Raw genomic sequence first — 14,840 nt, 5'->3', positions numbered from 1 at the left:
GGGAATGAGCCTACGCGCGCCTTTCCTGTTGCCTCACGCCAGTAGGGTCGTTGCCGGCGGGGGTTACGAGGGTGGGAGAGAACGGTGCGACGGCACGGGCGGGTTCGCGGTACGGGGCCGCGGGCATCGCTGTCCGCCGCCGTACCGATTCTGTTGGTTCTGCTCACCGCCTGCACCTCGGCGCCACCTGCCTCCGCCCCGGTCACCGGAACGAGCCCGGGGCCCCGCTGGCGCCCGGAGCCCGGCATCGACTGGCAGTGGCAGCTCTCCGGCCGGCTCGACGCCTCGGTGGACGCGCCGGTCTACGACATCGACGGCTTCGAGAACAGCGCCGCCGCGGTGGCGGACCTGCACAGCCGGGACCGCAAGGTCATCTGCTACCTCTCCACCGGCGCCTGGGAGGAGTTCCGCCCGGACGCCGGGAAGTTCCCCGCATCCGTGCTCGGCAAGGGCAACGGCTGGAAGGGTGAGCGCTGGCTCGACATCCGCCGCACCGACGTCCTGGAGCCCCTCATGGAGGCCCGGATCGAGATGTGCGCGAAGAAGGGCTTCGACGCGGTGGAGCCGGACAACATGGACGCCTACCTCAACGCGTCCGGCTTCCCCCTCACCGCGGACGACCAGCTGCGCTACAACCGCCTGATCGCCCGCATCGCCCACCGGCACGGTCTCGCCGTCGGCCTGAAGAACGACCTGGACCAGATCCCGCAGCTGGAGCCGGACTTCGACTTCGCGGTCAACGAGCAGTGCGCCCAGTACGAGGAGTGTGACGCCGTCACCCCCTTCATCGAGGCAGGCAAGGCGGTCTTCCACGCGGAGTACGAGGTGGAACCGGCCCAATTCTGCCCGGAGTCCCGGCGGCTGAAGCTGAGTTCCCTGCGCAAGGAGTACGACCTCGGCCCCTGGCGCAAGACCTGCGCCACCGGCGACTAGAGCGCCAGCACGACCAGGGCAGCCGTCGCGGCCGTCTCCTCCAGCGCGCCGAACACATCCCCCGTCACCCCGCCGAAGCGCCGCACACAGTGCCGCAGCAGCAGGTGGGCCACGCCGAGTGCGACCAGCACCGCCAGGACGTTGTGCACGGCCCCGTACCTGTCCAGCAGGGCCCCCGTGCCCGCGCAGACCGCGAGCGCCAGGACCGTCACGATCGCCGCGCCGAGCCGGGGCACCGTGCCCGCCACCACGGCGCCCAGGCCCTCGGGCCGGGCCGGCGGCACGCCCTGACGGGACGCCAGGGTGAGCGCCAGCCGGGCGGCGACGGCCGCCACGACCGCTCCGGCGGCTCCGGGCGCCCAGCCCTGCCCGTACAGCTCGAAGAGGACGGCGACCTGGGCCAGCAGCACGAACAGCAGCGTGATGACACCGAACGGGCCAATGTCCGACTGCTTCATGATGCGCAGCGCTTCCTCGGCGGGCTTCGCGCTGCCGAGGCCGTCCGCGGTGTCCGCGAGACCGTCCAGATGCAGGCCCCGGGTGAGGGCCGCGGGCAGGGCCACGGAGGCGACCGCCGCGAGCAGCGGCCCCGACCCCAGCAGCAGCAACAGGGCACCCGGCACGGCGGCGAGCAGGCCCACGACGAGCCCGGTGAGCGGGGCGCAGAGCATGCCGGCGCGGGCGGTCTCGCGGTCCCAGCGGGTGATGCGTACCGGGAGCACGGTGAGGGTGCCGAAGGCGAAACGTATGCCGTGGCTGTTCAGGGAGGTCACCGCGCGCAGGCTAGCGGGTGTCCGCCACCGATAGATTGGCCAAATCGCTTCAAAAGTGCCGAAGGTGACTTATCGGGAGTGGGTGGCATGGGTCACTGGTTTCACCAGAACATCGTCGAGCCGGGCAAGCTGCCGATGCTCCTCGCCCTGAGCGCCTTCGTGCTGACGTTCGCCATCACCCGCATGGTCACGCGGATGATCCGGGCCGGGAAGGGCCCGTTCCGCAACGTCACACCGGGCGGCGTGCACATCCACCACGTGGTGCCCGGGGTGGTGCTGACCGTGGTCGGCGGCTTCGGGGCGGTGGCCAGCGGCCGGGAGGGTGCCGGTGCCGGAATCTGGGCGGTGGTCTTCGGTGTGGGCGCGGGCCTCGTGCTCGACGAGTTCGCGCTGATCCTGCACTTGGACGACGTCTACTGGACCGAGCAAGGCCGGCAGAGCGTGGAGGTCGTCGTCCTCACCGCCTCGCTCGTGGGGCTCTTCCTGGCCGGCTTCTCGCCGCTCGGGGTGAACGAGCTGAGCGAGGACCAGCAGCAGGACCGGCTGAACGTCGTCCTGACGCTCGCCGTCAACTTCTGCTTCGTGCTGATCGCCCTGTTCAAGGGCAAGGCGCGGATGGCGGTGCTCGGCGCGCTCATCCCGTTCGTCGCCCTGGTCGGCGCGGTCAGGCTGGCCCGGCCGACCTCGCCCTGGGCGAAACGGTTCTACCGGAACAGGCACCGGGCGAGGTCCAGGGCGGTGCTGCGGGCCTATCACCACGACCGGCGCTGGGCAGGCCCGCGCCGCAAGTTCCAGGACCTGATCGGCGGCGCCCCCGACCGGGTCCCGCTCCCCGGCCCGAAGCCCTGATCCGCCGGGCAGGCCCTGGTTCTCGCCCTAGTTCTCGCTCGCGCCCGCGACCTTCTCCTCGGACTCCGTGAAGTCCTCCGCGTCCGCCGTGAAGTCCTCCGCGTCCTCGGCCTTCTCCGGCGCCCGCTCGGGCAGTTCCGCCGCCAGTGCGGCCGCGGCCTGGACGAGCGGGAGCGCGAGGAGCGCCCCACTGCCCCCGCCCACGGTGACCCCGTGATCGAGCAGCGGGGTGAGCGCCATCCGGTCCAGCGCCTTGGCCTGCGCCGGCTCGCCGCTCGCCTGCCCGGCCAGCCACCAGTCCGGCGCCCGGAAAGCGGCCCGCTGCGCCACCAGGGCGCAGGCAGCCCCGACCACACCGTCGAGGACCACCGGCATCCGGCGGACCGCGCTCTGCAGCAGGAAGCCCGTCATCGCCGCCAGATCGGCGCCGCCGACCGCGGCCAGCAGCTCCACCTGGTCGCCCAGCACAGGCCGCGCCCGGCGCAGCGAGTCACGGATCGCGGCGCACTTGCGCATCCACGCCAGGTCGTCGATCCCGGCGCCGCCGCGCCCGGTGACCACCGAGGCGTCCGTGCCGCACAGGGCCGCGATCAGGGTGGAGGCCGCGGTGGTCCCGCCGACGCTCAGATCGCCGAGCACCACCAGATCCGTGCCGGAGTCGGCCTCCTCGTCGGCGATCGCCATGCCCAGCCGTACGGCCTGCTCGGCCTCATCGGCGGTCAGGGCGTCCTCGATGTCGATGCGCCCGCTGCCGCGCCGCACCCGGTGCCGTACGACGGACTCGGGCAGCAGCTCCGGATCGCAGTCCAGGCCGGCGTCGATGATCCGTACGGGTACGGAGAAGCGGCGGGCCAGTACGGCGACGGGGCTCGCACCGTCCAGCGTGGCCCTGACGAGCTCGTACGCGGTGCCCGCGGCGCGGCCGGAGACACCCAGCTCCGCCACCCCGTGATCCGCGGCGAAGAGGACCACACGCGGCCGGTCGACCGGCCTGACCGGTACGGCCTGCTGGGCGGCCGAGAGCCATTCCCCCAGCTCGTCGAGGCGGCCGAGAGCCCCGGGCGGCACGATCAGCCGCTCCCGTCGTTCCTCGGCATCGCGCCGTACGCCGCCGTCGGGGCGTTCGATCAGGTCGGAGAAGTCGTCCAGATTCACGGGGGTCTGCCTCGCGGGGTCGGTACGTGATGGCCGGGAACCCGGCGGCGGGCTCCTGTGCGGAACAGTACCGGTGCCCTTCCCACGGACTCCGCCCCGCAAGCCCGCCGCAGCCGCACACGCTCACCCCCGCAGCACCAGCGCCTGACCCGCCACCACCAGCAGCACGTGCTCGCACTCGGCGGCGAACGCCGCGTTCAGCCGCCCCAGCTCGTCCCGGAAGCGCCGACCCGCCGCCGTCGCCGGGACCACCCCCGAGCCCACCTCGTTCGTCACCGCCACCACGGTCCGCCGGGTACCCCGCACCGCGCCCACCAGCTCCGCGACCCGCACCCGCAACGCCTCCTCGCCGCCCCCGGCCCACGTCGCGTCGTCCCACGCCCCCACCCGGTCCATCGCGTCCGTCAGCCACAGCGACAGACAGTCGATCAGCAGTGGGGGACCGGACGCCGTCAGCAGCTCCGCCAGCTCGCAGGTCTCCTCGGTACGCCACGCGGAGGGCCTGCGGTCCCGGTGCAGCCCGACCCGGGCCGCCCACTCCGCGTCCCCCTCCCGGCGCCCGCCGGTCGCCACGTACACCACCTCGGGGAAGGTCTCAAGACGCTGCTCGGCCTCCAGCGACTTCCCCGACCGTGCGCCACCGGTCACCAGCGTGCGCCGCGGCACATCGGGTACGGCGTGGTACTCGCCCACCACCAGCGTCGTCCCGTCCGGCACCGCCCGCGCCCCGGCCGCCGCGAGCCGCCGGGCCAGCTGGTCGCCGGGCGGCGCGTCATGGTCCAGGTGGACGGCGATCACCTCGGTCGTCGGCCCGACGGCCTCCACCGCCCGCAGCCTGGCCACCGCGTCGGGGCGCCCGATCACATCTCCCACGACCATGTCGTACGGCTCCGCCGCCCGGTCCGCGAGACCACTGGGGGCGGCCCCCGGCGGCAGGTACAGCAGCCGTTCGCCCTCCGGTGAGGTCACCTCGTACCCGGTCCCCGGAGCGTCCATCGGCACCGCCCGCACCCGGTGCCCGCTGATCAGCGTCAACACCTGGCCGTCCGGCACCCGGCCGGCCGGCGGCAGCCCGGCGGGCAGTTCGAGGGCCGGCCCGTCGTGGGGATGGGTGAGCAGCACCTGGCGTACGGCGTTGAGCGAATGCCCGGCGCGGGCCGCGGCGAACACGGCCCCCGGAGTGAGATCGAGCAGCAGCGCGTCGTCGACCAGGAGCGCGGTCGCGGCGCGCGCCCGCACACCACGGGCCGAGGCGCACACGGCGCAGGGGCATTCGGGGCGCGGCAGCCCTTCGGGGGCTCCGGTGCCGAGCAGTGTCAGTTCCACGTGTTGATCCTCCCGCGTCCGCGCACCGGATGCGCGCCCGGGCGAGGCACTAGGCTCTGGGCAGCAACGTGACCCAGGAGGCGGACATGGCGTGGACGTGGCGGTTCGAGAAGTCCGACGGTACGGAGACGGAGCCGGCGCTGACGCCGGACGAGTTCACGACCCAGGGCGATGCGGAGTCCTGGATCGGTGAGTTCTGGAAGGAGCTTCTGGAGGGCGGGGCGGAACAGGTCACGCTCTTCGAGGACGCGACGAAGATCTACGGTCCTATGAGCCTCTCGGCCGACCAGGGCTGACGCTCCGTCCCCGTACCCGATCGCCGGACAGGCCCGTTCCACGAGCCCGTCCGGCGACCGGGGGAACAGCACCGGAGCGGTCCTAGATCTCGCCCAGCGTGACCTCGGCCGTCGTACGCGCGCCATTGCGCGAGTACGTCACGGTGACCTTCTGGCCCGGCTCGTCGCCCGCCAGCGCCTCCGACAGCGAGGTGATCGTCGTGACCTCGGTGTCGCCGACCTTCGTGATGATGTCTCCCACCCGCAGGCCGGCCTTGTCGGCGGCGCCGCCCTCGGCCACGCTGACCAGCGCCACCCCGGCCGGCCGGTAGTTCTCGTCGACGACCGTGCGTCCGGTGATGTTCAGGGCCGCCCGGCCGGAGTCGGTGACCTTGCCGTCCTTGATGATCTGGTCGGCGACCGTCTTCACCATCGAGACCGGGATCGCGAATCCGATGCCCGGTGCCGCACTGTCGCCCATCTGCGGGTCCGTCGCCGCCAGGGTCGGGATGCCGATCACCTGGCTGTCGAGGTTCACGAGCGCGCCGCCGCTGTTGCCCGGGTTGATCGCCGCCGAGGTCTGCACCATGTTGGCGATGGTCGCCCCGGTGCCACCGCCCGCGCGGCTCTCGGTGACGGTCCGGCCCAGGGCCGAGACGATGCCCTGCGTCACGCTGCTGGACAGACCGAGCGGCGAACCCATCGCCATCACGATCTGTCCGACCTCGACCCTGTCCGAGTCGCCGAACTTCGCGGCCTTGAGCCCTTCGGGCAGCTCGTCGAGCTTGAGGACGGCCAGGTCCTGTTCCGGATAGGCGGAGACCAGGGAGGCGCCGATCACCTTCCCGCCGGTGGCCACGGTGACCTTGAAGGTCTTCTCGTCGCCGACCACGTGGGCGTTGGTGACGACATGGCCCTTGTCGTCGTAGACGATGCCCGAACCCAGGCCCTTGGAGGCGTCGATCTGCACGACGGACGGCAGCACGTTCTTGATGACGTCCTGGTAGTCGTCCTGGAGCTCGTTGGTGGCCCGGGCGGCGGGACCCTGCGGCGCGGAGCCGGAACGCGTGGCGTCGGGCGCGGCGGAGCCGGAGTCCGAGCCGGAACACCCGCCCACCAGGGTGATCGCGCAGACACCGGCGGTCAGGGGCAGCAGCAGTCGGCGCACTCGGCCGCGCGAAAAGGGAACAGGGGACGAAGAGTGTGCATGCATGTCCGGAGTATCACTATTGACCCCATTGGTGGGCCTGCGTTGATACGCCGATCGGGCGTACGGCTCCTGCCGGGCGCCGCCGCCCTCCGGCCCGCTTCCGGCGCGTCAGCCGCGTACGCCGCACAGGTGCAGCAGTGCCGCCACCCGGCGGTACGGATCGGTCCGCCCCGCACGGTCCTCCGCGTCCAGCAGCCGCGCCAGCTCGGGCGGCTCCGGAAGCTCCGCCTCGTTGCTCACGTTGTCGCAGAACACCCGCACCCCGTACCAGGCGTGCAGCGGCGCCGCGATGCCGGCGAGCGTGGCGGTCAGGGCGTCGAGCCGGTCGGCCCGCACCGTGACGCCGAGCCGGTTGGTGTACGTGTCCGTGTCGAAGGCTTCCAGCGCCCCGCCGAAGTCCCCGGCGGTCCCGGGCCGCATGGCCAGCGCGTCCGCGTTCCGTACGAGCAGGGAGAGCAGCCCGCCGGAGGCCAGCATCCGGGCCAGGCCCGCCAGCATCGGATCGGGCTCCTGGACGTACATCAGGACGCCGTGGCAGAGCACCAGGTCGAAGCTGCCGGGCAGGAAGTGCACACCGGTGTCCTGGCCGTCGCCCTCGATCAGCCGGACCCGCTCACGAATGCCATCGGGCTCGCCCGCGAGTGACTGCCGGGCGGCCTCCAGCATGTCGCCGTCGGACTCCAGGCCGGTCACCGAGTGACCGGCCCTGGCCAGGCGCAGGGCCTGGGTGCCCTGCCCCATGCCGACATCGAGCACGCGCAGACGCCGCCCCACCGCGAAGCGGGCGGCTATCTGCTCGTCGAGCTGCCGGGCCACGAGCTCCTGGCGGACCACGTTACGCAGTCCGCCGAGGCCCTTCATCCACGCCGGAGCGGCACCCGTGAAGCCGGAGGGCGTACTCAGGGCCGCTCTCCGCGCTTGACCTGCGGCTTGGGAAGCCGCAGTCGGCGCATCTGGAGCGTACGCATCAGTCCGTACGCGACGGCGCCGCGCTTCGGGGTGTCGGGGAAGCGTTCCCGCAGCTGCTTCTTGAGCCGGAACGCGAGACCGATCGAGTCGACGACGATCAGCACGATCACGCCGAGCCAGAGCAGCAGAGAGATGTTCTGGATGTTCTGGATCTGGATCACGCTGAGAATCAGGATGATCACTGCGAGCGGCAGGAAGTACTCCGCGATGCAGAAGCGCGAGTCCACGAAGTCACGGACAAAGCGCCGGACCGGCCCCTTGTCACGCGGTGGCAGATAACGCTCGTCACCCGTCGCGAGCGCCTCGCGCTGCTTGGCCAGGTCGGCGCGCCTGGCTTCGCGCTGGCGCTTCATGGCCTCCTTGCGGTCGGTCGGCGCGCTCGACGAAGCGCGACGGCGCTGCGTCTGGGCCTCGCTGCGCTTGGGGGTGGGGCGACCCTTGGGGGACTCGGGGTCGCGGGGCTGCTTGGAGAGGTCCGCCGTCACCTTGCCGGTGGGGGCCTTCTCGTCCTTGGAAGAACGGCTACGGAACACAAAACCCAAGGGTACGGGGTCGATGGCGAGGACAGCCGACCGGTCGGGAACGATCCGGCAACGGCCCGCGTCCTTAAAGGCATCCCGACAGGGGCAGAACGGACGTCGCCGCCCGTTTCCCTGACCGTCACCTACTCCCTGCGCGGGAGCGGTCACCGGGGGCAGTCGTCCTTGGGGAGGAGCACATCCGTGCTCCGACAGTGCGGTAATAGAGGCAGGGCCCGTACTGTGGGTTCTGTTGGAGTGCTGGAGCTCAGTCCGTCAGAAGGGGGCGCGCGAAGCCCATGAGCGGTGTCATGAAGCGTATGGGAATGATCTTCCGCGCGAAGGCAAACAAGGCCCTTGACCGGGCCGAGGATCCGCGCGAGACCCTCGATTACTCGTACCAGAAGCAGCTGGAGCTGCTTCAGAAGGTGCGCCGCGGTGTCGCCGATGTGGCGACCTCGCGCAAGCGGCTGGAATTGCAGCTGAATCAGCTGCAGGGCCAGTCGTCCAAGCTGGAGGACCAGGGCCGCAAGGCGCTCGCGCTCGGTCGCGAGGATCTGGCACGCGAGGCGCTGTCCCGCCGCGCCGCCCTCCAGCAGCAGGTCACGGACCTGGAGACGCAGCACCAGACGCTGCAGGGCGAGGAGGAGAAACTCACTCTCGCGGCCCAGCGGCTCCAGGCCAAGGTCGATGCTTTCCGCACCAAGAAGGAGACCATCAAGGCGACCTACACGGCGGCCCAGGCGCAGACCCGGATCGGCGAGGCGTTCTCGGGCATCTCCGAGGAGATGGGCGACGTCGGCCTGGCGATCCAGCGGGCCGAGGACAAGACCCAGCAGCTCCAGGCGCGAGCCGGAGCCATCGACGAGCTGCTCGCCTCCGGCGCCCTGGACGACTCGTCCGGCACGGCGAAGGACGACATCGCCGCCGAGCTGGACCGGATTTCCGGTGGTACGGATGTGGAGCTGGAGCTGCAGCGCATGAAGGCCGAACTGGCCGGCGGCTCCTCCGCAGAGAAGCAGGCCATCGAAGGCGGTACGCAGGACGCCGCCCCGCAGTCGCAGCAGACTCCGCACAAGTTCGACAAGCAGTAAGGGCAACGTCATGATCGTACGGATCATGGGGGAGGGTCAGCTCACGCTGGCCGACAGTCACCTCGCCGAGCTGAACAAGCTCGACAACGAGCTGCTCGCAGAGATGGAGAGCGGCGACGGCGAAGGTTTCCGCACCACGCTCCAGGCACTTCTCAGCAAGGTGCGGGAGCTCGGTTCACCCCTGCCGGACGACTCCCTGGAGCCGTCCGAACTGATCCTGCCGTCGTCCGACGCGACCCTCGAAGAGGTACGCGACATGCTCGGCGACGACGGTCTGATCCCCGGCTGACGTACCACCCGCTCCAGCACCCTCCTGTGCCCCGCCCGGTCCGCCGGCCGCGGGGCACAGTGCTGTGCCGGGAGCGGCACACGTTCGGGACACGACCATGCGCGACACGCCGTACCGTTGCTCGACGTGACCACCCTCGGAACCGGCTTCGCGCGTGCCCACCGCTGGCTGTGCGGCCATCCCCTCGCCTTCGACGCGGGGCTCGCGCTGGCCGTGCTCGTCTGCATGATCTGCGCGTCGTTCGCCGACCCGAACCACGGGGCGAACGGGCCGTCTTTCGGGACCCGCACCCCCGAACCGTTCAGCGTGCTCCTGATGGTGCTCGGGGCCGGGGCGCTCGTCCTGCGGCGGCGTAACCCGATGGCCGTGCTCGCCGTCACCGGGGCCCTGTCCGCCACCGAGTTCGTGGTGATGGACCCGCCGGCCCCCGTGGTGATGAGCGCCGTGATCGCGCTCTACACCGTCGCCGCCCGCACGGACCGTCCCACCACCTGGCGGGTCGGCCTGCTGACCATGACGGTGCTGACCGCGGCGGCGATGTTCTTCGGCTCGGCCCCCTGGTACAGCCAGGAGAATCTCGGTGTCTTCGCGTGGACCGGCATGGCGGGCGCCGCGGGGGACGCCGTCCGCAGCAGGCGTGCTTTCGTCGACGCGATCAGGGAGCGCGCCGAACGCGCCGAGCGCACCCGTGAGGAGGAGGCGCGCCGCAGGGTCGCCGAGGAGCGGCTGCGGATCGCCCGGGACCTGCACGACGTCGTCGCCCACCACATCGCCCTCGTCAACGTCCAGGCCGGTGTGGCGGCCCACGTCATGGACAAGCGCCCCGACCAGGCCAAGGAAGCGCTCGCCCACGTCCGGGACGCCAGCCGCTCCGCGCTCAACGAACTCCGGGCCACCGTCGGACTGCTCCGCCAGTCCGGCGACCCGGAGGCGCCCACCGAACCGGCCCCCGGGCTCGCGGTCCTCGGCGAACTGGTCAACACCTTCCGTAACGCCGGGCTCCCCGTCGAGGTGGCCTGCACCGACCACGAGAACCCGCTGCCCGCAGCCGTGGACCTGGCCGCCTACCGGGTCATCCAGGAGGCGCTGACCAATGTGCGCAAGCACGCCGGGACGGGCGCCAAGGCCGAGGTGAGTGTCGTACGGGTCGGGGCGACGGCCGAGATCACGGTGCTCGACAACGGCAGGGGCCGGACCGAGGGATCGGCCGGGGAGGGCGAAGGCGGCGGCCACGGACTCATCGGCATGCGCGAACGCGTCACCGCGTTCGGCGGCACACTCACCGCGGGCCCCCGCTACGGCGGCGGCTTCCGTGTGCATGCGATCCTGCCGGTCAAGGCCCGCACGGGTGAGCTGACGACGCCCGGCACGGCCGGCGGAACGGGGGGACACGCGTGAATCCGATCAAGGTGCTGCTCGCCGACGACCAGGCGCTGCTGCGCAGTGCCTTCCGGGTGCTGGTCGACTCGGAGCCCGACATGCACGTCGTGGGAGAGGCCGCGGACGGCGCGGAGGCCGTGGCGCTGGCCCGCTCCACACGCGCCGACGTGGTGCTGATGGACATCCGGATGCCCGGCACCGACGGGCTCGCCGCCACCCGCATGATCAGCGCCGACCCGGATCTCGCGGACGTCCGGATCGTCATGCTCACCACCTTCGAGGTGGACGAGTACGTGGTGCAGTCCCTGCGCGCCGGCGCTTCGGGCTTCCTGGGGAAGGGCGCGGAACCGGAGGAGCTGCTCAACGCCATCCGGATCGCGGCGGGCGGTGAGGCGCTGCTCTCCCCGGCCGCGACCAAGGGGCTCATCGCCACCTTCCTCGCCCAGGGCGGGAGTTCGGGCGAGGGGCCGGACGCCGCGGCGTACTCGGAGCGGCTCGCCGCGCTCACCGTGCGCGAGAGAGAGGTGCTGGTTCTCGTCGCGGGCGGGCTCTCCAACGACGAGATCGCCGAGCGGCTCGTGGTCAGTCCGCTCACCGTGAAGACCCATGTGAACAGGGCCATGGCGAAGCTCGGCGCCCGGGACAGGGCCCAATTGGTGGTAACCGCGTACGAATCGGGCCTGGTGCGTCCCAGAGCCGACTAGCGCGCGGGATGCGGGGGTGGAGATGCGGTGTACTCCATCTGCGGTATGCGCGGCATAAGAAAGCACCCCCGGGGCCGACGATTCGGCCACGGGGACCGGCGATCGTATAAGCGGGTGGGGCGTGTCCCCCTTCGATCGCCCGCCCATCTGCCTCGTACGCCACAGAAGAGAGACCCACCCATGTCCTGGCTGTCCAGATTCAGCCTCGCGCAACGGGCCCTGATCGGGCTGATCTCGATCGTCGCTCTGGTATTCGGAGCGATCGCGATCCCGCAGCTCAAGCAGCAGCTGCTGCCCACCATCGAACTCCCGATGGTGTCGGTGCTCGCCCCCTACCAGGGTGCGTCCCCCGATGTGGTCGAGAAGCAGGTCGTCGAACCGCTCGAGAACTCCATCAAGGCCGTCGACGGCGTCGAGGGCATCACCTCGACCGCCAGCGAGGGCAACGCCGTCATCATGGCGACCTTCGACTTCGGTGACCAGGACACCAAGCAGCTCGTCGCCGACATCCAGCAGGCCGTGAACCGTGCCCGCATCCAGCTCCCGGACGACGTCGACCCGCAGGTCATCGCCGGCTCGACGGACGACATTCCCACGGTCGTCCTCGCCGTCACCTCGGACAAGGACCAGCAGGCGCTCGCCGACCAGCTGGACCGTACGGTCGTCCCCGCCATCGACGACATCGACGGTGTCGGCCAGGTGACGGTCGACGGGGTCCAGGACCTCCAGATCTCCGTCACCCCTGACGACAAGAAGCTCGCCGCGGCCGGTCTGAACGCCGGATCGCTGTCCCAGGCCCTCCAGGCGGGCGGTGCCACCGTCCCCGGCGGCTCGTTCTCCGAGGCGGGCAAGAGCCGCACGATCCAGGTCGGCGGCGGCTACACCTCCCTGAAGCAGATCGAGGACCTGACGGTCTCCGCGCAGAACCCGGCGACCGGCAAGCCCGGAAAGCCGGTCCGCGTCGGTGACGTCGCCACGGTGAAGGAGGAGCCGTCCACCGCGGTCTCCATCACCCGTACGAACGGCAGGCCGAGCCTCGCCGTCATGGCGACGATGGACAAGGACGGCAGCGCCGTCGCCATCTCGGACGCCGTCCGCGACCTGCTCCCCGACCTGCGCAAGGACCTCGGCGCCGGCGCCGAGCTGACCGTGGTCTCCGACCAGGGCCCCGCCGTCTCCAAGGCGATCTCCGGCCTGACCACCGAGGGCGCGCTCGGCCTGCTCTTCGCGGTCATCGTGATCCTGGTGTTCCTGGCCTCCCTGCGCTCGACCCTGGTCACCGCGGTCTCCATCCCGCTGTCCGTGGTCCTCGCACTGATCGTGCTGTGGACCCGCGACCTGTCGCTGAACATGCTCACGCTCGGCGCGCTCACCATCGCCATCGGCCGGGTCGTCGACGACTCGATCGTGGTCCTGGAGAACATCAAGCGGCACCTCGGCTACGGCGAGGAGCGCCACTCGGCGATCATCACCGCCGTCAAGGAAGTCGCCGGAGCCGTCACCTCGTCGACGCTCACCACGGTCGCCGTGTTCCTCCCGATCGGTCTGGTCGGCGGCATGGTCGGCCAGCTGTTCGGTTCGTTCTCCCTGACCGTCACAGCGGCCCTGCTGGCCTCCCTGCTGGTCTCGCTGACCGTGGTCCCCGTCCTGTCCTACTGGTTCCTGCGCGCCCCCAAGGGCGCCGCGGAGAACCCGGCGGAGGCCCGCCGCAAGGCGGAGGAGAAGGAAGAGCGCAGCAGGCTCCAGCGGCTGTACGTCCCGGTGCTGCGCTTCGCGACCCGTCGCCGTATCACCAGCATCGTCCTCGCCGTCGCCGTGCTCTTCGGCACCTTCGGCATGGTCCCGCTGCTCAAGACCAACTTCTTCGACCAGGGCGAGCAGGAGGTCCTGTCCATCAAGCAGGAGCTCACCGCGGGCACCGGCCTGGCGGCGGCCGACGAGGCGGCGCGGAAGGTCGAGAAGGTACTCGCCGACGACAAGAACGTCGAGGACTACCAGGTCACGGTCGGTTCGTCCGGCTTCATGGCGGCCTTCGGCGGCGGTACGGGAGCCAACCAGGCCTCGTACCAGGTGACCCTGAAGGACGCGGCCGGCTTCGACGCCACCCAGGAGCGGATCGACGAGGCCCTCGGCAAGCTCGACGGGATCGGTGACACCACCATCGCGGCGGGCGACGGCTTCGGCAGCCAGGATCTGAGCGTCGTGGTCAAGGCCGCCGACGGGGACGTCCTGGAGAAGGCGTCCGAGCAGGTACGCAAGGCGGTCGCCGGACTCGACGACGTCACCGACGTCCAGAGCGACCTGTCGCAGAGCGTCCCGCGTATCTCGGTGAAGGCCAACGACAAGGCAGCGGCGGCCGGGTTCAGCGACGCCACCCTCGGCGCGGCCGTGGCGGGAGCCGTGCGCGGCACCCCGTCCGGCAAGGCGATCCTCGACGACACCGAGCGCGAGGTCGTCGTCACCTCGTCCCGGCCCGCCACCACCATGGCGGAGCTGAAGGGCGTCCGGCTCGGCGCGGTCACGCTCAGCGAGATCGCCGATGTCGAACTGGTCCCCGGGCCGGTCTCCATGACCCGGATCGACGGTCAGCGCTCCGCGACCGTCACGGCCAAGCCCACCAGTGACAACACCGGTGAGGTGAGCGCCGCCCTGCTGAAGAAGATCGACGCCCTGGACCTTCCGGCAGGCGCCACCGCCACCATCGGCGGTGTCTCCGAGGACCAGAACGAGGCGTTCGTCAACCTGGGTCTCGCCATGCTGGCGGCCATCGCGATCGTCTTCATGCTCCTGGTCGCGACGTTCCGTTCGCTGATCCAGCCGCTGATCCTGCTGGTCTCCATCCCGTTCGCCGCCACCGGCGCGATCGGCCTGCTCGTCGCCACCGGCACCCCGATGGGTATCCCGGCGATGATCGGCATGCTGATGCTGATCGGCATCGTGGTGACTAACGCGATCGTGCTGATCGACCTGATCAACCAGTACCGGGCCCAGGGCCTCGGTGTGGTCGAAGCGGTCGTCGAGGGCGGCCGTCACCGGCTCCGTCCGATCCTGATGACGGCACTGGCGACGATCTTCGCCCTGCTCCCGATGGCGCTGGGCGTCACCGGCGACGGCGGCTTCATCTCGCAGCCGCTGGCCGTCGTGGTGATCGGCGGTCTGATCACCTCCACGCTGCTGACCCTGCTGCTCGTGCCGACGCTGTACGCGATGGTCGAGCTCGGCAAGGAGCGCCGCGCGAAGAAGAGGGCCGCCAAGCGCGAGAAGAAGGCCGGCATCCCGGCCCCGACGGCTCCCGAACCGGAGCCCGCGAAGGCCTGACGCGTCAGGTCGCACAGAAAGGCCCCGGCACCGTCTCGACGGTGCCG

14 protein-coding genes are annotated in these 14,840 nt (G+C 71.1%); 8 read left to right on the top strand and 6 right to left on the bottom strand.

Annotated elements, in window-relative coordinates:
• Nucleotides 1-84 precede the first annotated feature (84 nt).
• Nucleotides 85-933, top strand: a complete 849-nt coding sequence (locus ACWGO0_RS22760) for an endo alpha-1,4 polygalactosaminidase (RefSeq protein WP_453537872.1) — start codon at nucleotides 85-87, stop codon at nucleotides 931-933.
• Here the strand turns inward: ACWGO0_RS22760 and cobS are convergent.
• Nucleotides 930-1,706 (bottom strand): adenosylcobinamide-GDP ribazoletransferase, encoded by a 777-nt coding sequence (gene cobS, locus ACWGO0_RS22755; protein ID WP_453537869.1) that lies wholly within the window; start codon nucleotides 1,704-1,706, stop codon nucleotides 930-932. The two genes, ACWGO0_RS22760 and cobS, sit on opposite strands and share 4 nt — an antisense overlap.
• 87 nt (nucleotides 1,707-1,793) lie before the next feature.
• On the opposite strand from cobS, the gene ACWGO0_RS22750 reads away from it, so the two are divergent.
• Nucleotides 1,794-2,555, top strand: a complete 762-nt coding sequence (locus tag ACWGO0_RS22750) for a hypothetical protein (RefSeq protein ID WP_453537866.1) — start codon at nucleotides 1,794-1,796, stop codon at nucleotides 2,553-2,555.
• A 27-nt stretch (nucleotides 2,556-2,582) separates the two neighbouring features.
• Here the strand turns inward: ACWGO0_RS22750 and cobT are convergent, their stop codons facing one another.
• Nucleotides 2,583-3,710, bottom strand: coding sequence for a nicotinate-nucleotide--dimethylbenzimidazole phosphoribosyltransferase (cobT, locus tag ACWGO0_RS22745; RefSeq protein ID WP_453537863.1), 1,128 nt, complete (start codon nucleotides 3,708-3,710; stop codon nucleotides 2,583-2,585).
• A gap of 123 nt (nucleotides 3,711-3,833) precedes the next feature.
• Nucleotides 3,834-5,036, bottom strand: a complete 1,203-nt coding sequence (locus ACWGO0_RS22740) for a bifunctional adenosylcobinamide kinase/adenosylcobinamide-phosphate guanylyltransferase (protein ID WP_453537860.1) — start codon at nucleotides 5,034-5,036, stop codon at nucleotides 3,834-3,836.
• A gap of 86 nt (nucleotides 5,037-5,122) precedes the next feature.
• Here ACWGO0_RS22740 and ACWGO0_RS22735 point away from each other — a divergent pair, with 86 nt between their 5' ends.
• Nucleotides 5,123-5,332, top strand: coding sequence for a hypothetical protein (locus ACWGO0_RS22735; RefSeq protein ID WP_382740657.1), 210 nt, complete (start codon nucleotides 5,123-5,125; stop codon nucleotides 5,330-5,332).
• An 82-nt stretch (nucleotides 5,333-5,414) separates the two neighbouring features.
• On the opposite strand, the gene ACWGO0_RS22730 is transcribed toward ACWGO0_RS22735, so the two are convergent.
• The 3 genes from ACWGO0_RS22730 to ACWGO0_RS22720 form a co-directional block, all read right to left on the bottom strand.
• Nucleotides 5,415-6,524, bottom strand: a complete 1,110-nt coding sequence (locus ACWGO0_RS22730; RefSeq protein ID WP_453537856.1) for a S1C family serine protease — start codon at nucleotides 6,522-6,524, stop codon at nucleotides 5,415-5,417.
• A 105-nt stretch (nucleotides 6,525-6,629) separates the two neighbouring features.
• On the bottom strand, nucleotides 6,630-7,382 hold the full coding sequence (locus ACWGO0_RS22725; RefSeq protein WP_453537853.1) for a class I SAM-dependent methyltransferase: 753 nt from the start codon (nucleotides 7,380-7,382) through the stop codon (nucleotides 6,630-6,632).
• A gap of 38 nt (nucleotides 7,383-7,420) precedes the next feature.
• Nucleotides 7,421-8,023, bottom strand: coding sequence for a DUF3043 domain-containing protein (locus ACWGO0_RS22720; protein WP_453537850.1), 603 nt, complete (start codon nucleotides 8,021-8,023; stop codon nucleotides 7,421-7,423).
• A gap of 296 nt (nucleotides 8,024-8,319) precedes the next feature.
• Here ACWGO0_RS22720 and ACWGO0_RS22715 point away from each other — a divergent pair, with 296 nt between their 5' ends.
• The 5 genes from ACWGO0_RS22715 to ACWGO0_RS22695 all read left to right on the top strand — a co-directional run bounded on the left by ACWGO0_RS22715 (nucleotide 8,320) and on the right by ACWGO0_RS22695 (nucleotide 14,793).
• Entirely contained in the window at nucleotides 8,320-9,102 is a 783-nt protein-coding gene (locus ACWGO0_RS22715) for a PspA/IM30 family protein (protein ID WP_453537847.1), read from the top strand.
• 10 nt (nucleotides 9,103-9,112) lie between these two features.
• Nucleotides 9,113-9,391 (top strand): PspA-associated protein PspAA, encoded by a 279-nt coding sequence (gene pspAA / locus ACWGO0_RS22710; RefSeq protein ID WP_453537844.1) that lies wholly within the window; start codon nucleotides 9,113-9,115, stop codon nucleotides 9,389-9,391.
• Between the two features lie 126 nt (nucleotides 9,392-9,517).
• Nucleotides 9,518-10,789: a sensor histidine kinase gene (locus tag ACWGO0_RS22705; RefSeq protein WP_453537841.1), complete on the top strand. Its 1,272-nt coding sequence runs from the start codon at nucleotides 9,518-9,520 to the stop codon at nucleotides 10,787-10,789.
• Complete coding sequence (locus ACWGO0_RS22700) at nucleotides 10,786-11,475, top strand: response regulator (protein ID WP_453537838.1); 690 nt, start codon at nucleotides 10,786-10,788, stop codon at nucleotides 11,473-11,475. The genes ACWGO0_RS22705 and ACWGO0_RS22700 overlap by 4 nt, the downstream gene beginning before the upstream one ends.
• Nucleotides 11,476-11,655: 180 nt before the next feature.
• Nucleotides 11,656-14,793 (top strand): efflux RND transporter permease subunit, encoded by a 3,138-nt coding sequence (locus ACWGO0_RS22695; protein ID WP_453537835.1) that lies wholly within the window; start codon nucleotides 11,656-11,658, stop codon nucleotides 14,791-14,793.
• Nucleotides 14,794-14,840: the final 47 nt, after the last annotated feature.

Source organism: Streptomyces sp. NPDC055749 (genome assembly GCF_053617235.1).
This window is presented reverse-complemented; position numbering and strand designations above follow the sequence as displayed.